General features: G+C 59.3%; 18 protein-coding genes and 1 pseudogene. 9 read left to right on the forward strand and 10 right to left on the reverse strand.

Translation table 11 applies throughout. From position 1 onward, the window contains the following. Window position 1: 1 nt before the first annotated feature. Window positions 2–916 carry an AEC family transporter gene (locus MHY24_RS00435; protein ID WP_204609741.1) on the reverse strand — a complete coding sequence of 305 codons (915 nt, stop codon included), beginning with the start codon at window positions 914–916 and terminating at the stop codon, window positions 2–4. A 165-nt stretch (window positions 917–1,081) separates the two neighbouring features. On the opposite strand from MHY24_RS00435, the gene MHY24_RS00440 reads away from it, so the two are divergent. Further along, window positions 1,082–1,672 (forward strand): hypothetical protein, encoded by a 591-nt coding sequence (locus MHY24_RS00440; protein ID WP_239194425.1) that lies wholly within the window; start codon window positions 1,082–1,084, stop codon window positions 1,670–1,672. Window positions 1,673–1,760: 88 nt separating this feature from the next. Continuing rightward, complete coding sequence (locus MHY24_RS00445; protein ID WP_005323747.1) at window positions 1,761–2,084, forward strand: putative quinol monooxygenase; 324 nt, start codon at window positions 1,761–1,763, stop codon at window positions 2,082–2,084. A 186-nt stretch (window positions 2,085–2,270) separates the two neighbouring features. Here MHY24_RS00445 and MHY24_RS00450 read toward each other — a convergent pair whose 3' ends face one another. Both MHY24_RS00450 and MHY24_RS00455 read right to left on the reverse strand, forming a co-directional pair. Next, window positions 2,271–6,014, reverse strand: coding sequence for an acyltransferase family protein (locus tag MHY24_RS00450; RefSeq protein WP_239227979.1), 3,744 nt, complete (start codon window positions 6,012–6,014; stop codon window positions 2,271–2,273). A 120-nt stretch (window positions 6,015–6,134) separates the two neighbouring features. After that, window positions 6,135–6,932, reverse strand: a complete 798-nt coding sequence (locus MHY24_RS00455) for an HAD family hydrolase (protein ID WP_204609735.1) — start codon at window positions 6,930–6,932, stop codon at window positions 6,135–6,137. Window positions 6,933–7,001: 69 nt separating this feature from the next. Between MHY24_RS00455 and MHY24_RS00460 the strand changes: the two genes are divergently transcribed. Continuing rightward, window positions 7,002–8,045 (forward strand): 3-hydroxyisobutyryl-CoA hydrolase, encoded by a 1,044-nt coding sequence (locus MHY24_RS00460; protein WP_239227980.1) that lies wholly within the window; start codon window positions 7,002–7,004, stop codon window positions 8,043–8,045. On the opposite strand, the gene MHY24_RS00465 is transcribed toward MHY24_RS00460, so the two are convergent. The 3 genes from MHY24_RS00465 to MHY24_RS00475 are packed head-to-tail and all read right to left on the reverse strand — an operon-like array spanning window position 8,022 to window position 12,213. Then, entirely contained in the window at window positions 8,022–9,200 is a 1,179-nt protein-coding gene (locus MHY24_RS00465; protein WP_239227981.1) for a DUF6882 domain-containing protein, read from the reverse strand. The genes MHY24_RS00460 and MHY24_RS00465 overlap by 24 nt on opposite strands. Before the next feature lie 42 nt (window positions 9,201–9,242). Further along, entirely contained in the window at window positions 9,243–9,842 is a 600-nt protein-coding gene (locus MHY24_RS00470) for a TetR/AcrR family transcriptional regulator (RefSeq protein WP_239192743.1), read from the reverse strand. Next, complete coding sequence (locus tag MHY24_RS00475) at window positions 9,835–12,213, reverse strand: MMPL family transporter (RefSeq protein WP_239227982.1); 2,379 nt, start codon at window positions 12,211–12,213, stop codon at window positions 9,835–9,837. The genes MHY24_RS00470 and MHY24_RS00475 overlap by 8 nt, the downstream gene beginning before the upstream one ends. A gap of 233 nt (window positions 12,214–12,446) precedes the next feature. Here MHY24_RS00475 and MHY24_RS00480 point away from each other — a divergent pair, with 233 nt between their 5' ends. Then, on the forward strand, window positions 12,447–13,100 hold the full coding sequence (locus tag MHY24_RS00480; protein WP_239227983.1) for a hypothetical protein: 654 nt from the start codon (window positions 12,447–12,449) through the stop codon (window positions 13,098–13,100). On the opposite strand, the gene MHY24_RS00485 is transcribed toward MHY24_RS00480, so the two are convergent. Together MHY24_RS00485 and MHY24_RS00490 are read right to left on the reverse strand one after the other, a co-directional pair. Then, complete coding sequence (locus MHY24_RS00485) at window positions 13,097–13,636, reverse strand: gamma carbonic anhydrase family protein (RefSeq protein WP_239227984.1); 540 nt, start codon at window positions 13,634–13,636, stop codon at window positions 13,097–13,099. The genes MHY24_RS00480 and MHY24_RS00485 overlap by 4 nt on opposite strands. 19 nt (window positions 13,637–13,655) lie before the next feature. After that, on the reverse strand, window positions 13,656–14,033 hold the full coding sequence (locus MHY24_RS00490) for a hypothetical protein (RefSeq protein ID WP_239227985.1): 378 nt from the start codon (window positions 14,031–14,033) through the stop codon (window positions 13,656–13,658). Window positions 14,034–14,153: 120 nt separating this feature from the next. On the opposite strand from MHY24_RS00490, the gene MHY24_RS00495 reads away from it, so the two are divergent. The 3 genes and pseudogenes from MHY24_RS00495 to MHY24_RS00505 all read left to right on the forward strand — a co-directional run bounded on the left by MHY24_RS00495 (window position 14,154) and on the right by MHY24_RS00505 (window position 16,319). Further along, window positions 14,154–14,951, forward strand: coding sequence for a hypothetical protein (locus MHY24_RS00495; RefSeq protein WP_239227986.1), 798 nt, complete (start codon window positions 14,154–14,156; stop codon window positions 14,949–14,951). 395 nt (window positions 14,952–15,346) lie between these two features. Then, window positions 15,347–15,733 (forward strand): hypothetical protein, encoded by a 387-nt coding sequence (locus MHY24_RS00500; protein WP_239192727.1) that lies wholly within the window; start codon window positions 15,347–15,349, stop codon window positions 15,731–15,733. 108 nt (window positions 15,734–15,841) lie between these two features. Next, window positions 15,842–16,319 (forward strand): annotated as a pseudogene (locus MHY24_RS00505) (gluconokinase). 197 nt (window positions 16,320–16,516) lie between these two features. Here the strand turns inward: MHY24_RS00505 and MHY24_RS00510 are convergent. Beyond that, window positions 16,517–16,858 (reverse strand): hypothetical protein, encoded by a 342-nt coding sequence (locus MHY24_RS00510; protein ID WP_239227987.1) that lies wholly within the window; start codon window positions 16,856–16,858, stop codon window positions 16,517–16,519. Window positions 16,859–16,883: 25 nt separating this feature from the next. Between MHY24_RS00510 and MHY24_RS00515 the strand changes: the two genes are divergently transcribed. Next, on the forward strand, window positions 16,884–17,753 hold the full coding sequence (locus tag MHY24_RS00515; RefSeq protein WP_239227988.1) for a patatin family protein: 870 nt from the start codon (window positions 16,884–16,886) through the stop codon (window positions 17,751–17,753). Between the two features lie 151 nt (window positions 17,754–17,904). Further along, entirely contained in the window at window positions 17,905–19,470 is a 1,566-nt protein-coding gene (locus MHY24_RS00520; RefSeq protein WP_239227989.1) for a TrkA C-terminal domain-containing protein, read from the forward strand. 72 nt (window positions 19,471–19,542) lie between these two features. Here MHY24_RS00520 and MHY24_RS00525 read toward each other — a convergent pair whose 3' ends face one another. After that, window positions 19,543–21,177 carry a peptide chain release factor 3 gene (locus tag MHY24_RS00525; protein WP_239227990.1) on the reverse strand — a complete coding sequence of 545 codons (1,635 nt, stop codon included), beginning with the start codon at window positions 21,175–21,177 and terminating at the stop codon, window positions 19,543–19,545. Window positions 21,178–21,186 lie beyond the last annotated feature (9 nt).

Raw genomic sequence — 21,186 nt, forward strand, 5'->3', positions numbered from 1 at the left:
TTTAGCCAAATAAGGCAGCGATGACCAGCATCGCAGGCAGCGACAGGAAGGTAGTGAGAAAGACCGTATCTCGGGCCACGGTTTCTCCTACCTCATAGGTGGCGGTATAGTTATACACATTCTGCGCCGTGGGCAACGCCGCCAAAATCAACGCCGCGTATAGCTCCGCGCCGTCGAGGCCCAGCGCTGCGCCCACGGCCAGCGCAAAAGCGGGCATGCCCACCAACTTCAACACCGTCGCGGTAATGGTGGCCAGACGGTCTTCTTCCAATAGCCCGTCGCCCTTTAACGAGGCACCAAAGCTCATCAGGATCATAGGAATAGAGGCGCCACCCAAAATCTCCAGCGGCTTCATCACCACATCCGGTACTTGCCACTGCGCCGCGGAGACAATAAATCCGGCCACCGCAGCCAACACCACCGGCGCGGTAACCCCCGAGACCACGGAACTCCAAATCGATCGCAGGCTCGTCCCCTGCGCATTAAGCCCCGCAATGATAAACGGGGAGAGCACCGCCATCTGGAGAACCAATGCCGGGATGACGTAGGTGGCATCACCAATGACATAGGTGGCAATGGGCAGGCCAATATTGACCGAGTTGTAATAGCTCGCCGCCGCGGCACCCGCCATGGTTTCGGCGCCGCTGCGTGGAAAGAGTAGCCGGCTGCACAGCCAATACAACAGCATGGTGGCGACGGACGCAGCGGCGATCACGGCCACCACTGGGGACGCAAACGCGGAGGTATCGGATGTAGCCACGCTGGAGAAGATAAGTGCCGGCGTGGCCGCCCAGAAGGCCGTGCGATTGAATTGCAAGCGCGCCTCGCCCTTGCCAATAACACCCCTGTGGGCTAGCACAAACCCGACGCCGATGACTACGAAAATAATCGCAAACCCGGTCAATACGTCCAGCAACAGTCAACAACCTTTCGCAGTACTCCAAAAATGCGCGGTGAGGATATTGTCCCACCATCCGTATTTGCTCAAGAACACAGGGACCATAACAAAGTTGTATCGAATTGCCTGCGCAGCCCGGAAACTCCTTCCGAACTGCCGGCCACTTATGGCACGGTGGAGGGCATGAAGCTTTCTCACCGTGCAACCGTAGCCGCCCTGTCCACCGCTCTTGTCCTTACTGGTACTTCCACCGTGGCCTCTGCTCAGCCGGCCTTGCCGCCGCAGATTCAGCAGGCTTCTTCGCAGGCTCAGCAGCTTTCTTCTGATCCTTTCGCTGCTGTGAAGGATTTCCGCGTCACCTTGCCACCGCAGGCCTATGAGCTGGCCGAGAAGTTCAATATCTCGCTGCCAGAATTCTTGGCCAAGCCGGCGGGCCACGCGCCCAAGGTCGCTGGTGAGTTGGGGGCCGCCACCACCGCCCACCTCGAGAAGGCTGGGCACCGTAAGGACGCCCGCGCGACCGCCATCGCCCAGGAATGGGCCAACCAGGGTGCCGCCGGCAAGCTCGACTACAAGGGCGGGGTAGCCCATGGCCTGAATCACAAGGACGAAGGCCAAGGTTCTGTTCACCGCCTGACCGAACAACAGGCACAAGACCGCCTGAACTGGTTCAATCGCGATGTACCAGTCAACGCTGGTTCCCCACACGGCTTTGGCGTAGCAACTGCTTATGACGGAACCTACATCTACGTTGCGGAGTTCTTCCTCAACTAAACCGCTTTCCACCAGCCCCGATTTCACCGCACTCGTGGCCTCCATCTGCGACGATGACGAAGCTGCACGGTACCGGTAGAATCGGGGCATGATTTTGATCAACGTACAGTTCCACGTCAAGCCCGAATACGCAGAGACCTTCCTCGATGAAATCAATTGGTACACCGAGGCCTGCAATGCAGAACCGGGCTGCATCGACTTCAAGTGGTTCCGCGATCCAGAAGACCGCCAGCGCTTCCTGCTGCTGGAGTCTTACGCAGACGGCAAGGACGTAGAGCACGTCCAGAGCGAGCACTTCCAGCGCTCCTGCGAGGAATTCCCGAAGTACCTCGTAGAAACCCCGGACATCATTAACGTTCACATCGAAGGCCGCACCGGCTGGGACAAGATGGGCGAATTCTCCGTCGACTAATCCCAGCGAATAAAGCTCGCCCTCTACCGCAATGTAGAAGGCGAGCTTTTTCTATGCCTAAGCGCACCAGCATCCTTCGCGCTCACCGGAAAGTTTGCTCCGCTAGTAGCAGCATCCGCAGTGAGCGCGAAGGGCGGGGAGGAAGCTAGGCGCTTTCCGACGCCCCTCCTCGCGCCTTCCATTGCTTTACTGCGGCACGCACTGAGAGGACACGGTCTTATCGCCATTCGAGTACTGCTTTAGAGCGTCGTAGAAGGCATCCGAGTACTCGCCGGTGCGTTCCGGCATCGGGTGAACACCATCGGAATAGAGGATTGCGGGGTCGCTCTGTGCGTGTCCGCACCAGTCTGCGACATATACGTTGTCGTATTCCTTGGCTGCGTCGAGGACATCCTGTTGGGATTGGGCCATCCATTCGCGGTCACCATAGGGAACAGCCATGACAATAGTGTGGTCTTCGCCGATGATGTCTAGCGCTTCCTTGATCTGGTCCGGGAAGGCAGGGCCGTTAGTACCAAACCCGAGGAAGACGGTGTCGCGCAGCTGGCCGGAATCCTTGAGCTGCTGCAGAATCTGGATACCCGCGGTGTAGTGGCGGGATACGTCTGCATCGACGTAAATCTGCGGGAAGCGCTGCTTGAGGGCGCCACTAGAAGCCAGCATCACCGAGTCGCCGACAGCGGTGATGTCTTTGCCCTGCGGCATCGGGCGGGTCTTCTTATCCTTCGCGGCAGCCTTATCGTCGTTGTCCTCAGCAGGCGGCTGTGGCGCAGCATCATTCGGCTGCGCCGGGGCATTGTTGCTGCTCTGGTTCTGCTGCTGAAGCTGCTCCAGTTGCTGCTCCAGCTCGGTCTTATCGCTGGAATTAATAACGCCGTAGACTACGCCGGCTACAGAGGCAATGACTAGGAATGGGACTACCGGCCACATGGTCTTGCCAAAGCCATCGCGCAATTCGCTAAATCCTGGGCGGGAGGACCAGTAGGTCTTCCATGTCTTCTTATAGCCGCCGCGGCGGAACGGATTCTCAATGAACTGATAGGAAATCTCGGACAGAAGCAGCGAAATCGGCACGGCTACAAGGCCTAGGATCCACGATTTATCGGAGTTTTGGTTGCCCTCGAAAAGCGCCTTGAGCATCATGATGACCGGCCAGTGCCAGAGATATAGCGAGAAGGAACGCTGGCCAAACCAGCGCATGACCTTGGTCCGAAAGAGCGGGGTCATCGGGCCGTATTCGCGAACCACGCCCCACACCATTAGGACACCAAGCACGCTAGTGAGGAAGAGTCCACCCCGGTAGGTGATCTCTGCATCATCCGGCATGAGGAATAGCTGGGCACCGTAGCCGATGAGCGCCACAGTGCCGATGATTCCGGCGATGCGCGATTCGGCTTTGCCTGTCGCTGCCCACGAATCCGCCTGTGGGTCGGACTTGGTGGAGGTCATTAGCAAAGACAGCACGGCGCCAGTGAGCAGGCCGAAAGCATGGGTATCAGTGCCGTAATAAACGCGCGTTGGGTCTTCGCCCGGCACGTAAAGGAGCGCCATGGCCACGGCGGAACCTATAGCTAAGACTGCGGCTACGAGGATGGGAAGCCGGCGCGGCTTGCGGCGAGAAATCAGGAAAACGCCAGTGATAAGAAGCGGCCAGATGACATAGAACTGCTCCTCTACGGCCAACGACCAATAGTGAGCAAAGACCTGAATCTCATTGTCCGCAAAGTAGGACTGGGAGGTGGCGATCTGGGTCCAGTTATTGACAAAGAATAGAGTTCCCAAGAACTGCTGGCGCAAGCCGACCGCGAGGTCCCCGCCTATCCATGCCACCAAAGCCGTACACATGACCAGGACGGATACTGCGGCCGGGAGGATGCGTCGGAATCGGCGCACCCAGAAGTCCTTCAAGCTGATGGTGCCGGAGGTACGGAATTCGCGCACCAGCAACGATGTGATGAGGAATCCAGAGAGGACGAAGAAGAGGTCAACGCCCAAGTAACCACCGGGAAGCAGAGAAGGGAAGAAGTGGTACAGCACCACGGCAATAACTGCGAGGCCGCGCAGTCCATCCAGTCCCTTGACTTGGCGCAGACGGGCGTGGCGCTTCTTCTTAACTACTTTGCTCTCTGGCGGCGTAGCCAGCGCTTCAGGATCCTCGGCCTGCTTTTGTAGCGGATACTTAGACTTAGTATCTACCTGCGTGCTCGAGGCTTTCGGTGAGGCTGGCTTCTGCGCAGCTTGTTGTGGCTGGCGCGGTGCCGCCTTTGCTTGTGGCTTTTTAGGAGCTGGCTGTTGCGCCTTCGACGGTTGTGCCTTTTTCCGTTTCTTTTCAGCAGCGGCGGCGGCCGCACCTGCACCAGCTACAGCGCCCGTTACAGCGGACTTGCCTGCCTTTGCAGGCTTCATCTTCGGAGTGGCTTGAGGCTCGGCCTTCTTCGGCTGGGACGGAGCAGGCTGTTGCTTTGCCTTAGGCTTCTGGGCAGCTCGCGACGGCTTTTGCTGAGCCGGGGTAGGAGTGCCCACCTGCTGCGATTTGCGAGCCAATCCGCGACTGATATCGGAAGGCTTAACCTGCGGGCGTCGCTTGCTTACTTTTTTGGCCTCGTTCTGAGGCGTCGCCTCCTTTGCCTTCGGCTGCGGCTGTTGTTTCTTCGCCTCTTGCCTGGGCAGGTTGCCCTTAGAGGGTGCGCCTTGCTGCGATTTCGGCTGGACTACCTTGTCTCCATTGTCGGCAGTCTTGTTCTGCACCGCCCCAGCTTTCTGCTGGGAAGGTTTAGATGCAGTCTTGGGCGCGGCCACCTTCGGCTTGGGGGCAGTGGTGCCTTTCTTTGGCGCTGGAGTGCTAGGGGCTGAGGCCTGTGGGGTAGCCTTTTGCTTTGCAGTGCCGGGAGTACGCGCTGGTCCTTGGCCCTTGGACGGTCGCGAGGGCTTCGACGGCTGCGCATTCTTCTTTGGCGTTGGTTGCGGCTGTGGTTGCTCTTTTGCCGAGTTTGCCGGCATGCGCTTGGGGGAGCGTGGCTTTTGCGCTTGCTGCTGGGCGGTGGCCGGCTTGGCATTAGCGGGCTGGGATTTCTGCGGCTTTGCCGGTTGTGGGGAAGCCTTCTTCGCGCTGGAAGAAGAGGATGGCTTGGGTGCCTGCTTCGGTTTCTCGGCGCTGGGGCGAGCCTGCTGTGCGGGCTTTACCGCGCCTTTCTGGGAGGGTTGGGTGACAGGCTTCGCGGCCGGCTTCGGGGAATTACTGCGGGTAGAAGGAGTCTTTGGGGAGGACTTAGACGGGGTGGTGCTAAAGCTTGCGCCGCGGCGCGGTCGCTGCACCGGTTCGTGCGCTTTGCGCTGTGGCTTCTTGTCTTGAGTAGGCGAGTTTTGTTGCTTTTTAACAGCTGCTTTGGGGGAGGATTCTGCCTTGTTTTGTTGTGCGGCGGAAGGCTTGGCGGCAGAACCTTGGGCTGCAGGCTTGGCCTTTGGTGCCTTGGCTGCAGGCGATGGTGAGGTGGACTTAGCCTGCTGCGGTTTTGTGGAAGTGGCCTTGCTTGCCTGGGATTTTTCGGTGCTGGGGCGAGTGGTGTCCTTAGCTGCGGGCTTAGCGGTAGGCTTCGCACCTTTCGGCTTCGCAGCAGCAGGCTTGGATTCGGAAGCCTGTGCAGGCTTCGTCGGAGTGGGCTTGCGCGCGGGTGATTGTTTAGCTTGGTTCTTGGACTCGCTGTCCTTATCGGTGCGGTCCTGGGGCTTGCCCTTCGGCTCGGTGGATTGTGCACCCGTGGTGGATTCGGTGTTGGCCGATTTCTGGGGCGCAGAATCCTTTTTAGTAGGGGTTTGGGGCGCACTGGTAGAGCCAGCTTTGGGCTGTACTGGCTGATAGACCGGTGTGCGTGGTTCGTTCGAACGCCCAGGTTTCTTCTTCCCCAGCAGTGAGCGCAAAATTTGCTTCACAAAAACTCCCAAAGCACTACGTATATTTTCTAAGCGGACTATTTTAGCCTGCGCACCAGCACTTCTCCCCATGCGGGGGAGTAACGGTGCGGCGCGCGGGGCGGAGGCGAAAATTCGAGTCTAAGACTCTTCGCTGTCAAAAAGCTGACGCAGAACTGTCATGACACCATATTCGGTATTGGGTGGGGCAATGCGATCGGCGATTTCCTTCAACTTTGGGTGCGCATTGTCCATTGCGATCGCGGTGCCTGCCTCGCGGAGGAGCTCGTAGTCATTGAGGAAATCACCAAAAGCGGCGGTGCGGGACATGGGAACCGAGAGAAGCTCGGCCATGGTCTGTAGCGCTACGCCCTTATTGACGCCAGCGGCCATGACATCGAGCCATACGGCGCCAGAGATGGCGATATTGTGTTCCGGTACGGCCGCAAGGAGGGGCTGGTGTAGGTGCTTTTCGCTGCCGTCGGCGCAGTAAGCGGCGATTTTGATGATGTCCGCATCCAGTAGCGCATCGAGGCCATCTACCCATTCCACTGACCTGTAGTACTTGGCAATCTCAGCGCGGGACTGCTCGTCGGCGCCTTTGTGTACATAGGCGGTATCCGGCGTGCACAGCACTACGGTATGCGGGGTTTCGACAGACTGGAGCGCGGCCACGGCGGCGCGCACGGCTGTGCCGGGCAGGGTAGTGGCGCTGATGACGCGATTATCATGGACGACCACGGAGCCATTTTCTGCGATGAAGGTGTCCTCGTGCGGAAACATCTCTTGCAGGGTGGCGAGCTGGCGGCCTGAGGCGGGTACTAGGGTGACGCCGAGCTGATGGGCACGGGTGCTGATCGCGGCGAAATCTGGTGGAAGCTGGCCGTTGCCGTCCAGTAGGGTGCCGTCCATATCCAGGGCGATGAGCTGTGGGAGCAAAATTCCAAACCTATCTGTGAATTGGCTGATGGTGGATAGGTGTATGCGTTCTGTGTCACACTAGGGGTTATGACTAATGCTGCACCTATCGTTTCCTCAATCCGTAACCATACCGGAGTCATTGAGCTCAACCGCCCCAAGGCTCTCAATTCTCTCACCCCGGAAATGATCCACCTCATTGCGGAGTCGTTGGCGCAGTGGCGCGACAATGATGAGGTGGAACAGGTGCTGTTTACCTCGACTAGTCCCAAGGCATATTGCGCCGGCGGCGATGTTCGCTACGCCCGCGAAGGGGTCAAGGACGACAAGGTGGATGAGGTCGATGCCTTCTTCGCCACCGAATACACGTTGAACGGTGATATCGCGGAATATCCCAAGCCCGTCATTGCTCTCATTGATGGCATCGCTATGGGAGGTGGCCTAGGTATCTCCGCCCATGGATCCCATCGAGTAGTTACGGATAAGACCTTTGCTTCTATGCCAGAGATGAATATCGGCTACGTCACCGACGTAGGCATGGCCTACGCCGCCCAGCGCGCGGTGGGAACGCGTGGGAAAGCCTCGCCTGAGTTAGCGAAGTTCTGGGGGATTACCGGCTACCGCATGCATGCCGCAGACCTTGTGTGGAGCGGGCTGGCCACCCACTATGTGGCGGACGGCGAGGCCTTTGCTAACGCGGTTATCGAGAATGGACTAGCCACGGCGCTATCCCAGCACGCCACTGCACCTAGCGGCGAGGTTCCCCTGGCCGAGTTTATCGACGCCATCGAGGACGCCTTTGCCCACGACACCTGGCAAGACATTTCCGCGGCCTTGGAACAGTACCCAGAACTGAAAAAACTGGTAGAAAAGCTGACCGCGCAGGCGTGCCCTACCTCCATCGTGGCGGCCATGGAGCTATTCCGCGCCGAGCAGGAGTGCAGCAGCATCCGCGAAGCGCTAGATATGGAGACCAACCTGGGTGCTTATATGTACCGCCGTGGGGACTTTGCCGAGGGCGTGCGAGCGGTCTTGGTGGATAAAACCAACGATGCGGCATTTGAGCCTGCCGCGCTTGCCGACGTCGACGTGGACGCCCTCCGCAGCGCCCTACACCTCCACCCCGCGAAATGATCCATAGGCGGCGCGGGCGCGATCGGCGTTGATCCATGAGGGAGGGGGCACCGCCAAAGTAGCTTCGGTCGCGGCTGGCGTCGGCTCCGGGAGGTGCAGCTGTGGGGCGTCGAGTAGGACGAGGCCCACGCGGGCGTCGGCAAGCGTAGTGCCCGCCAGCGTCCAGATCCCCAAAATGGGCAAAGCAAGGTGCGGCAGCTGGTGCCCGCGCGCCAGCGGAAGCGGAAGGTGCGGGCGTACCAGTTCGGGCACGGCCTCGTCGATGCCAAAGCGCGCTAGGTTTCTTGCCAACCGCGCCGCCGCGGTGTCCTTGAGCTGCGGATCCGCCCAAGCCCACGTGAATTCCTCGTCCGAAATGGTCGCGATAAGCACCGCGTTAGCCGTAATCTGCCCGCCACGATAGGACACCGTGGCGGTGGCCTTATCAACATCGAGTTCTACCGTGGCATCTGGGAAGCTGCCTTGGAAAAACATCTGGCTTTCGGTGCTTAAGTAAAAAGCATCCTCCAAGACGCGCGCGGCCGCCAAGCCCGGGGTGATGCCGGAAATCTTGTGTACTTCGGGGCTTGCCTGCTCAAAACGCACCGTGGTGCCATCAGAAAAATGCAGGTAGGGCTCTTCCTCGGTGGACTCCATGTCTAGGTAGCGGGCGAGTGCGAGGGCCGGCCCCTTCTCGTCCGCTTCCGCGCTGCTGTGCTGGAGACCCCGCAGCAAGGTCTGGCGAAAGTCCAGGTAGGGATGGAAATCTACCGCAACGATGGCCACATGCTCGCCCTGCTGGGCGCGCAGCACCGGCATGTTGCCCACGATAAGGGAGGCATAAGCAACCATTCGGTCGACATCCGTGTTAGCCATACCTGACTGCGGAAGGTCAGCAAAATGCTCGGTCGCAGCGGTAGTCCAGTGCCAGGCGCCTGCGGCGATGACGGCGAGACGCACGCCACGAAAATCCGCCACGTGCTGCGCGGAGCTTACCCGTACCTCCACGAGCTGGTCGGTGGCATAGCTTGCTTCGCTATCGCCTGTCGAGGCGCCGAGGAAATTGAATTCCACGTCGGTCGCCTTCCCGATGCGGTCTTGAAATGCGGCATTAACGCCCGCTTGAATGAAGCGGGCGTCTTGCGCGGTGCTCGATATAGGGGCTGTCTTATCCATAACTATTGCCGAGCATACGGATTAAAGCGCCCATTAGGCTAGCTAGTCGATGGCACGCACGGTGGCAAAGGCTGTGCGAACTATCTCATGCTTTGTGTGAGCGTCCAGTGATTCTTCGGCCTGGGAGAGGCGGTGGATTTCTTTCATGCTCATCGCACTGGCACCCGCACACGCTTGGAGAATGACCGCGATTTCAAAGCGCGACTTATCCGGGGCGCGTTGGTGGAAAGCTTCCAAAACTTGGTCATCTACGACTTGGAATTGTTGGCGCTCTTTCGAGGTATGGCTCAAGTTTTCTAAAGCCTCGCCAATGGTGAAAAGAGAGGTAAAAGAATGTAGCTCTTTGCCCTCGTTTTCGGCGGCATCGAGCGTTACTTGTTCGAGGAATTCAGAAATGGATGAATTAGGAAAGACAGTGGGTACTTCCTTGGAAAACTTGGCAAGCACATCGGTGCTAAAGGACAGTAGCGCATCAGCCACCGAGGAGAAGTAGTTGTGAAAGGTGCGCGGGGAGACCCCGACGGTCGCGGTGATGCCGGAGACCGTGGCGGCTTCGGTACCGCCGTCGAGGACGAGGCGCGCTGCCGCATCGGCCATGGCCTGACGCGTAGCTCGCTTCTTTTCTTCGCGCAGACTAGTCACGGTGTGTCTCGCCTACTTTCTCTCGTTGGGCGCGCAGGAGTTCCTCGCGGTCAGAGTGCAAGGCCTCGCCTTCGATGTCCATGTTAGGGGTGATCTTATCCAACCAGTGCGGGAACCACCATGCCTTCTTATCCAGCACAAACATGGTGGCTGGGATGATCATCATGCGGACCACGAAGGCGTCGATAAGCACGCCCGCAGCCAGCGCAAAGCCCATGGTCTTAATGAACGGCTCGTCCATCAAGATGAAGGCGGCGAAGACGGAAATCATAATGAGGGCCGCGGCCGTGACCACGCGGGCGCCGTGCTTGAAGCCATTCGAGGTGGCGTTGCCGGCCGTCTTGCCATTGACAAATCCCTCACGCATGCGGGTCACCAAGAAGACCTGGTAGTCCATGGCTAGGCCGAAGGTAAGGCCGATGAGCATGATGGGCAGGAAGGAAAGCAGCGGCTGTGGGTCGTCGACGATGCCGAACATGCCTTCTTGCCAAATGGCCACGGTGATGCCGAAGGTCGCGGCCATCGACAAAGCGAAGCCGGCCGCGGCGATGAGCGGCACCCAGATGGAGCGGAAGACCAGCATTAAGACGATGAAGGCCAGGCCCAGCACGATGGCTACGTATGGGATAAGCACGTTATTGAGGCGCTCAGAAATGTCATCGAAGATCGGGGTGATACCGGTAATGCCGTAGGAACCGCCGGTCTTTTCAAACTCACCCTGGTAATCGCGCAGGTGGTTAAGGGTTTCGGTGGTTTCCTCATCGGTTGCACCGGTGGTAGGCGTGATCATGATCTGCGCAGCATCACCGTTGTCCGTGGTCTGCACGATCTGGGCGTTTTCTACGCCGTCGTTGCCATTGATCTCCTGCAGGAGGTCCTGGAAGGCCGGCATGCGGTCCTGCTCAGGGACATCGGCCACATCAACGAACGCGATCATCGGGGCATTGCGGCCAGGGCCAAAGGCGTCTGCCGTGATCTCATAGGCCTCGCGCTGCGGGGTGCCGGGCTTTGCGGTGCCATCGGTAGGCATGGCCAGGCGCAGCTGGGCAAATGGTACGGCCAGGATGCCTAGCAAGACGACGCCCGCGATAAGGTGCAGCCACGGGTGGGCACGCACGCGGCGTACCCAGCGCAGGCCCATGGTGGGCTTTTCGTCCTCTGGGTCTGGAACCTTGGGGCCAGGTACGCGGCCGGCGAAGATCTTGGTGCCCAAGAGTCCCAGCAGGGCAGGGATGAAGGTATTGGCAACCAGTACGGCGATGATGACCGTAGCCGCAGCAGCGATGGCCATGGTGCCCAGGAACGGGATGCCGATAATGGTCAGCGCGGCCAAGGCGATGACCACGGTGGTGCCGGCGAAGACAACGGAACCGCCCGCGGTGCCCAGCGCCATGCCCATGGCGTGGGCACGGGTGGCCTTATCCATCTTCTTGAGCTCTTGGGCCAGTTCCTTTGGCGAAAGATCGTTGAGGCCAGAGGAAGTGATGAGCTCGTTGCGGAAGCGGTTGACAATAAACAGCGCGTAATCGATGCCGACGGCCAGGCCAATCATGGAGGCCAACGTCGGGGTCATATCGGAGATGGTATCCGTAAAGACCGTGGATACCTGCACGCCGAGGATGCCGATGCCTACGCCGATGATGGCGGAAATTAGCGGCATACCAGCGGCCACGAAGGAACCGAAAGTAATCAGCAGCACGATTGCGGCGACGATGAGGCCGATAATCTCGGCGCTGCCACCCATCTCTTGACCGGCGGAGCTAAAGGCATTGCCCTGGTATTTCACGGTGAGGTCGCCCTCGTCGTACTTATTGAGTACGTCCGTGACCTTGGTCATGTCCTCTTCTGGGATGTCCATGACGGTTTCCGCATCAAAAGTGATGGTGACGGTGCCGGTGGACTTATCCTCGCTCAGAGGGGAGAGCTGCTGCAGGTTCTTGTGAATCTGCTCGTCTGGAATGCGCTGGGCCTTCATCTTTTCGCCCATTTGCTTTTCCATACCGGCTGCAGCCATCACCGGGCTGACCAGTTTGTCCTGGTCCTTGAGCGCGCCAGTGTCCTTGAGCTCGCCAAGGAGGTCATCTACCTCGCCGGCTACCTGCTTATCGGTGAGGTTCTTCCCCTCTGGCGCTTGGATGACCACGGTGCCTTCGGGTGCACTCATGGCATCGGTATCTTGGCCGAAGCGCTCCATCATCTTGTCCTGGGTGGTGGTGGAGTCCATCTCCGGCATGGAGAAATTAGGGTTCGGGGCCTTGGCAAAGCCGGCGGTAAGTCCCGCCATGGCCACCAAGACGATGAGCCAAAAGGCAAGGAATGGCCATACCTTGCGGTAGGACCAGCTACCTAGCCGGTAGAGGAATCTAGACATAAAATGTGCTTTCTTGTGCAGTATGCGTGCAATGCTCTGCGCGCAGGTGACAGTGACTATGGAATCCACGGGGAGAAATTTGCACCCCGTGCGAAACATTGCATAGTGTACACAAAATTGCGGAATGTGTGCAAAAACCTGTGCGGTGGACCATAGGAAGCTGCAAGTGAGATATAGGTCTGGTGCACTCGGGCGTATCGGCGATGGCGGCAAGGGGCGGTAGACTGACCGGCATGCTCCACGCCGTTAGTTTTGCCCTCCTGGATTCCGTCAATGCCTTACTCATCGGAATCCTCGTGGCCATTGGCATCATCTTGCCCCGCAGCAAGTACCGGCGCATTGCCTCCTTAGTGGTGATAGGAGACTGGATGGGAGTGCTCGCCGCGGCGGCCGTGGTGATGTTTGTTTTGCTAGGGGTAAAAGACCAGATTGAAGCCATTTTGAGTTCGCCTGTTGCCGGCTGGGTCCTTGTTGCAGTGGGCATCGCGGTGGGGTTTGGCTCGTGGCGCTCTCAAGGCCAGCCCAATGCCTTAGTAAATCGACTACTTGAGCCGTTGCGTACTCCATCGCTGCTTACCGCGATTATCGGTTTCATTATGGGCGTGGTGCAATCGCTGACCTCGGTGCCGTTTTATTATGGACTCATGCACCTGGCTACCGAAGACATCGCTCCGGCCGCTCAGTACGGCGGCTTGGTGTGGTACGCCAGCCTGGCTTTGTCCCTGCCCACTATCTGCGGCCTTTTTATTGCGGTGGTGCGCGCCCATCCCGAATCGGCCGCCGGCCGTCTTTTTGCCGCGGCGCGCGCCAATAGCACTCAGGTGGCGCTCTTCGGCGGCTACCTCGTGGCGGTCTTCCTCATCCTCATGGGCGTGCTTTCCCTTTAATCAAAGATGACCTCATCCAGGCTCAACGCCACATCGGATTGGCTGCGCGCGCAGTCCACGTAGCGGGCAGCATGCGCAATGAAAGCCTGTGACTCTTCCGGGCTGAGCTCGCGACGCACCCTGGCGGGCACGCTGGCGGCAAGGCTGCGTGGTGGAATGGCGGTTCCTTCCAGTACCACGGCGCCTGCCGCGATGAGCGAGCCGGTGCCAATAGTGCAGCGTGAGAGCAGCGAAGAGGACATTCCCACTAGGGAACCGGCCTCCACATGCGCGGCATGGACCATTGCCATGTGTCCCACCGTGACATCATCTTCTAGTACGCACGGCGTGTCCTCTTCTACGTGGAAGACGCAATTGTCCTGAATATTGCACCTAGCGCCAATGCGAATTGCGCCCACGTCGCCGCGCAGTACGCTGCCATAAAACACGGAGGAATCCGGGCCGATTTCTACATCGCCGATGATGGTGGCATTGGGCGCAATCCACGCACTGCGGTGGATGCGTGGCTTCTTTCCCGCACAAGGCAAAAGCAGCATGTCAGTCCTTTCGAGGAAACTATTCCACCACCACGGCGACGGCGGGGGAAAGCTCGTAGTCGCCGGGGTAGGGGAGGTGGTCTACGAGGGCGTCGGCAAGCGCGGGCGTAAGCGGAATGACCCAGCCGCGCCGGGGATCTTTGATGGGCAAGGCTTCCTTCTTCGCGGCGGGAAAATGCACCGTCGTGGTGGGAGAGGCCAATGTAACTGACTCGCGGGCGCGGGCTACCTCCAGCAGTACCTCCGCGCCGGGCTGATTAGTGACCACAATGATAAGCGGACCAGCGGTGTGGATTTCCAGTTTTTCTACCCGTGCGGTGGGGGCGGTGAAATCGGGGTGAGCTAAGCGCGGGCTCTGCGCGCCGGTAAGTCGGGCGAGGGCGTCTTTTAATCCCATAAGCCCTTAGTCTAACCTGACTTAGGTCATGGGCAGGTGAGTAACGTCACTCTTGACACTGTTACCTGGTGGTTTTGTTTGTGGGGTGGGATTTTTCCGCACTAAGTGGGTAGTTCCGGGGTGTTCAGCAGTCTGATTTTGGTGAGTCCTTATATTCGCACCGTCAAGACTGCCTCTGGGGCGATAGCGGTGCAGGTGGTGTTCTCTGAACGCAAAAGTGCGAAAAGAATGAAGCATATCGGCTCAGCGCATTCAGAGTCTGAGCTTGCGCTTTTGCGGACTGAGACTCAACGCATCGTCGATGGTGACCAACTCGCAATGGACTTCGGCGAGGTTACACACACCCCACCGGCAACAGGCAGTGTTTCCAACCCGCTGCCGGTAGCCGGTCAGCGGGCTGGATACTTGCTGGACTGTATTGATGCGTGTTTCAACGAGCTAGGCCTTGCAGCAGCAAGCGGCGATGATCCGGTGCTTCGTGTTCTGGTGCGTGCCCGGATCATCCATCCCAGCTCAAAGCTGGATTTCATCGAGACTCTTGTCGAGGTTGGCATCACCAGCGCAAGCTACCGCACCATCCAGAGGCGTCGTTCCTCCTTCGCCACCGAATCGTTCGGGGAGATACAAACCCAAGCGTTGGCCCATCATGTAGGTATTGGGCCAGGCGCATTTATCTTGTACGACGTGACCATCTTGTACTTTGAAGCCGGTACTCCTGATGAGCTTCGCAAACCCCTATTTTCCAAAGAACGCCGTGTGGAGCCACAAAACCTTGTCGGGCTGCTTACTGATGCCACCGGTTTTCCACTGCATGTGGGGCGCGTTTGCTGGCAACTCGGCATAAACCCACACGATGCTACCGATGATCACACGGTTCCAAGATGCCGACCGGCTCGACGAGGTTTCCGTCGTTGCTGATGCGGGCATGGTTTCAGCGGCGAACAAGCAAGCACCCATCGATGCAGGTCTGCACTACATTTTGTCGGTGAAACCTCCACCGTGCCTGAGGTGATTGAAACCTGGCGGCGGGAAAACCCCGGTGAAGACTACGCCCACGGTCAGATCTGGACACAAGCCTCGGCTGGGACAACGGCGCTCATGATTGGCGGCCAGCCCCCGTTGGCGCGGCGAGCCTGGCTGAGGCCGTAACGGATCTCGTGGCTGCCGGTGCTAGCCTGCTGGGGGGTGCTGCCGCGTGGGGCCACTGAGATACGCCAGCTGCGCGCTTCCATCCTTCGCGCAACAAGCGGTTCCTCTGGACAATAGCGAAGGAATACCAGGACAACCCCAATGCACGGGGATACAATATTGCTATGAAAAAGTCTTCTTTCCTCGCAGCATGCGCTGCGCTCCTCGTCGCATCTCTGTCCGTACCCGCCGCCAACGCCGAGTTGACCCAGACTGAGCGGGACCAATTCCGTACCGACCCCGTTGGCGCGATTGCCTGGCAGGCCATCAAGGGCTCTTCCGAGTATGTGCGTGCCGATGGTGACACCATGATGGCCGCGTCCTTCTTCTCCATGACTTCGCCGGGCGACGACATCGGCCTGCCGGCCTTGCAGAACTGCGCCGAGCGGGTCGGCTCCTCTGCTCCGGTGGGTGGCGTGCGCTACGTGGCGGCTGCCCTGTGCGCGACCTTTGACCCGACCACACGTGGCGAGGTGCAGCGCGCGAACCTCATGTACGCGCCGCTGGGTTAAACCGCGCTTTATCGAGCCGCACGGTGGTTGCGTCATGTTGCGTTGAATCGCGCTGCGTCAGGCAGTGCGCAGCACGTTCGATTTGGTGGAATGCTGCAAGGAGGGATGATGCGCAAGCACGTGGTGATCAAGGGAGTCTCGAGCTGCGGTAAGTCCACGGTCGGGGAGTTGCTGGCGCAGCGCACCGGCCTGCCTTTTCGGGATGGGGGCGATATGCATCCGACGGCGAACATCTAGAAAATGGCCTCGGTGTAGGCCCTTGACGACGTCGACCGCAAGCCCTGGCTCGAGTCCTTAGGCCGCTTTCTCGCGGACCAGGACGCCGGTGCCATTGTGGGCTGCTCCGCGCTCAAGCGCTCCCACCGCGACTTTATCGATACGATCTTTGTGGGCCTGCACGGCTCTTATGAGCTGCTCAAGGAGCGCATGAGTCAGCACTCTGGGCAACTTCATGCCGGTCGTCCTTCTGGACTCGCAATTCGAGACACTCGAGGAACTGCAGCCGGGGGAAGCGGGCATCGTGCTGGATGTCAGCGAGTCCCCAGAGGAACTTGCCACCGCGGCGGCCGAATACTTACGGGGTTAGCTGGCGCTTCCCGACTTAGGCCATGTGTGGGTGAGTAACGTTTCTCTTGACACTACTACCTGGTGGTATTTGGCGGTGGGGTGGGATTGTTCCGCACTAAAATGGCCTAAGTCAGGTGGAATCGGGGCGCGCCAGGCGCGGGGACTGCGCGCCGGTCAGCCGGGCAAGTGCATCTTTTAATCCCATGGGAGCCCAGTCTAGTGAGCTCTCACGGTGATGGTGCGGCAGCGCTCCAGGTCGAAATAGGCACGTTGGCCGGTGGCGGCAACGCGCTCGCGGGCCACGGACTCATCGTGGGTGATGGCCGTGGCGAGGAAGACGAGCGGACCATCCGGCTGGCGCCATGTGCCGAGATACCGCGCGCCGTGTTCCTTGGCTAAGGCCAAGGCCTTGCTCACCGCGGCTGGGGTAGGCTCCGTCACCCGCAGGAGCGCCTTCCCGGTGGGGTTATAGGCGAACCCGGTGCGGGGCTGCTGGCCGGTTTCGATATCGAAGGTGCCTTCTTCGTCCGCGAGCAATTGCCGGAAAATGCGCTTCATTGGGCCCAGCGTAGTATGGGGCACCATGATTGATGCCAGCAACACCGCACTCGTTATTGAAGGCGGCGGTATGCGCAATTCCTATACGGCCGCCTGTATGGTCAAGCTCCTCGAAGAGGGCGTGGACTTTGGCTGGGTAGGTGGCGTCTCCGCCGGGGCATCCCACACCGTTAATTACTTGTCGCGCGATGCCCGGCGCGCAGAAGAGTCTTTTACGGACTTTGCTCAAAGCCCCAGCTTCGGTGGCGTGGGTTCGCTGGTGCGTGGTAGCGGGTATTTCAATGCCGAGTACATTTATGAGCGCGCCGCGGACAGGGATTTGCCCTTTGATTGGCAGGCTTACCGCGAGCATCCGGCCGATATGGTGCTCGCTGCAGCGCGCGCCGATACCGGCGAGTCTGTTTATTGGACGCGCGAGGACATCCACACCCCGGAAGATCTCTTCGTGCGCGTGCGCGCTTCCTCCACGCTGCCACTGATTATGCCGATGCGATTTATCGACGGCGCGCCGTACGTGGACGGTGCGTTGGGCTCTTCCGGTGGCATTACCATTGCGCAAGCAGAAGAGGCCGGATACGAGAAGTTCCTGTTTATCGGGACTAAGCCGCGTGGGTATGTGCGCCCTGCGGTTGCGCGCCCAGCCTTTGTCCGCCGCATCTTCCGCAGGTACCCCGCTATTGCCGACGCCCTCATAGCCCGCCCCGCCCTCTATAACGCGGCCAAAGACCGGCTTATGGAATTGGAGCGCCAAGGTAGGGCGCAACTATTTTTCCCGCAGGATATGCAGGTGACCTCTACCGAACGCAACGTGCACAAGCTGCGGGCGAACTATCACGCGGGGAAAGCCCAGACCTACACGGAGTGGCCACGGTGGAAGGAATTCCTCCTCGATTAGTTCACTATGGGAGTTTCCTGTGAGATGTACCGCCGCTGGGGGTGGGGTCTCGGCTGGGAAAGTGGTGTGCCCAGTGTAAATGCCAGAAGGCCAGGGCTTGGAAAAGCCTTTCACGTGGCACTTTGGGGGAAAATGCCTAAAATATTCCAGCGTGTTAGCAATTTTTGATGGAAATATATGGCTGAGCATCTTTTTCATAGTGCTGCTCGGCACGCTATTTGGCATGATCCCCTTCGGTCCGCTGCGCTTTGGCGCGGCAGGCACGCTATTTGTGGGCTTGGCCTTCGGCTCGTTTATTGACCTAGATAAAGACATCTTAAGCTCCCTGCAAGAGCTGGGCTTGGGACTCTTTATTTATATGCAAGGCCTGTCCGCCGGTGAGCGCTTCTTCAAGGGCTTTTCCAAGCAGATGAAGCACATGCTCACGGCGACCATTGCGATTGTGGTGGCCGCGGGCGCAGCCATCCTCTTTGGTGGCATGCTGGGGCTGGATACCTTGGCTTCCGTTGGTGTATTTGCCGGCGCCACGACCTCGACGCCGTCGCTGGCAGTTGCCCAGCAACAAACCGGTGAAGAGCTACCCGCCGTGGGCTACTCGCTGGGCTATCCCGTGGGTGTGGCGGTGGCCATTTTGGTCGTGGCATTCCTGCTCAAGCAGAATTGGCCCGCCAAGCACGATAAGGACAATTCTGCCTCCAAGATCTTCCGCTCCCGCACCATTCGCGTTACCAAAGACGTGAACTACGATGATTTGGAAGAACAGTTCAAGGATCACTTTGTTATCGCTACCATTCGCCGCGGTAATAAAGTGCGCGTGGCAGGTGACCGCCCCGAACTGCGCAAAGGTGATATTCTGCGCGTGATGGTCACCAAGGCCAAGGCCCGTGAACTGACCCAAATGCTGGGCAAGCGCCAGCCGCAAACTCCGTTCGTGGATAAGCGCCTGGTCATCGAAACCGTGGCTATTTCTAACCAAGACATTGCCGGCCGCACCGTTGAGGAGCTCAACCTGTTCTCCCGCTATGGCGGTCGCATCGTGCGCGTGCAGCGCGGCGATGAGGAATTCTTGGCCAATAATGAAACTCACCTGGCTTCCGGCGATATCCTCGAGCTCATCGTGAAGTTTGACCGCTTGGGCGATATCAAGGATTACTTCGGCGACTCCATTAAGTCCTACTCCGAGCTGAACTGGGTGGCCTTGGGCGGTGGCCTCTTCTTGGGTTACCTGCTGGGCCAGGTCGTGGTACCGATGCCAGGTGGTGCTTCTTTCGAGCTGGGCTTCGCGCTCGGCCCGCTGATTACCGGTCTTATCCTCGGTGCGCTGCACCGCACCCGCCGCATTCCATGGCAGGTTCCGGCCTCCATTAATACCGCCTTCCAGCAGTGGGGCCTCGTCATCTTCTTGGCGTCTGTGGGCCTCTCATCCGGCGAGGCATTCTTGTCCACCGCCTTCTCCTGGATGGGTCTGAAGTGCATGATCCTCGCCGCCATTGTCACCGTGGTGGTTTCGGTCCTATTCGCTGTAGCGAATCGCTTCATGGGTCAGTCCGAAACCCGTACCTCTGGCGGACTCTCTGGCATCTTTGCTCAGCCGGCCGTGGTCAATTACGCCACGGGGCTGAGCTCCGACTCGCGCATCATGACCGGTTATGCGGCCACCATTGTGGTGGGGCAGGTGGTCAAGATTGCCGTTGTCCCTGTGATGTTGATGGTTTAACACGCAACGGAAAAGGCCGCTTCCCAGAACGGGAAGCGGCCTTTTTCTCTGCTGTGTGGACCTGTGTGGTTTCTAATCCGCCACGAGGGTTTCCATAGTGAGCTCTGGGTGTTCCTTCTCAATGAAGGCGAGCTTCCACTTATCGCCAAAGAGCGCGATGAGCTCGCCATCTTGGCGAGTAAAGATCTCCACGCCACGCTGACGGCCGAGCTCTGGGGCGGATTCGGCATCGGTGCGGCGAGCCACGGAATAGGGAATAGGCTCGGTAACGGTTTCCACGTTGTATTCGAACTCCATGCGGGCCTGCATCACCTCGAACTGCATGGGGCCCACCGCCGCCATGACAGGGGAGGCATCGCCACGCGCCTCGTTCTTGAGAATCTGGACCACGCCCTCGGCCGCCAGCTGCTCCAGACCCTTACGGAAAGCCTTGTACTTGCCCAACGACTTCGCGCGCAGAATGCGGAAGGCCTCCGGCGCGAACTGCGGCATGGGCTTGAATTGCACCTTCTTGCCGGAATAAATGGTGTCACCAGGGGCAAGCGAGCCAGCGTTGACCAAACCCACGATATCGCCCGGATAGGCGGTATCCACGGTATCGCGCGTGCGACCAAAGACAGTCAGGGCGTACTTGGTGGAAAAGCTGCGGCCGGACTGGGCGTGGTTGACCTGCATGCCGCGCTCGAATTCACCGGAAACCACGCGCATAAAGGCCAAGTTATCGCGGTGCTTTTGGTCCATGCCTGCTTGGACCTTGAAGACGACGCCCGAGAAGTCATCGCTAACCTCGCGGACCTCATCAATGGCGCTGGTGGCAGCCTCAACCGCCTTCGGATCGGAGTCGCGCGAGTGCGGAGCCGGGGCAATAGCGCACAGGGTGTCCAAAATCTGGTGCACACCAAAGTTCAGCATCGCAGAAGCGAAGATGAGTGGGGAGGTCACGCACTGCTCAAAAAGTTCCTGGTCATGTAGGGCACCGTCGGCGGCAAGCAGCTCGGCTTCCTCGACTGCGGTCTCCCACACGTCTTCTTCCTTCTCACCGGCGGCATCCGGATCGAAGTGTTCTTCCGGGGCGATAGTGGAACCACCAGCGGTGCGGATGAAGTGAATGTACTCATCGGCCTCGCCATCATCGTTGATGTGTGCCAGGCCGCGGAAGTCACCGGCAATGCCTACCGGCCAGTACAGGGGCGTGGGCTGCAACTGGATTTCGTTGACGATTTCGTCAACAAGCTCCAAGGGCTCGCGGCCCACGCGGTCCCACTTATTGATCACGGTAACGATAGGCAGGCCGCGGGCCTTGCACACGCGGAAGAGCTTAAGGGTCTGGGGCTCGAGGCCCTTGGCGGCGTCGATAAGCATGACTGCCGCATCCACCGCGGTGAGCACGCGGTAGGTATCCTCTGAGAAGTCCGCGTGGCCCGGGGTATCGACCAGGTTAATCATGTAGGGTTCGCCCTCGTGGCCCTCCGGTGCATACTCGAACTGCAGCGCCGAGGACGCCACGGAAATGCCGCGGTCCTTTTCCATATCCATCCAGTCAGACACGGTGGACTTGCGGTTGCCCTTGCCGTGGACCGCGCCGGCCTCATTAATAACGTGTGCGTGCAGCGCCAGCGCCTCCGTCAGCGTGGACTTACCAGCATCCGGGTGGGCGATAACGGCAAACGTGCGGCGGCGCGAGGCCTCAGAAACGACAGAACTCATGCGCCATAG

Origin of the sequence: Corynebacterium sp. ACRPQ (assembly GCF_022347225.1) — a bacterium.
In the GTDB taxonomy this organism is placed as follows: Bacteria; Actinomycetota; Actinomycetes; order Mycobacteriales; family Mycobacteriaceae; genus Corynebacterium; species Corynebacterium tuberculostearicum_D.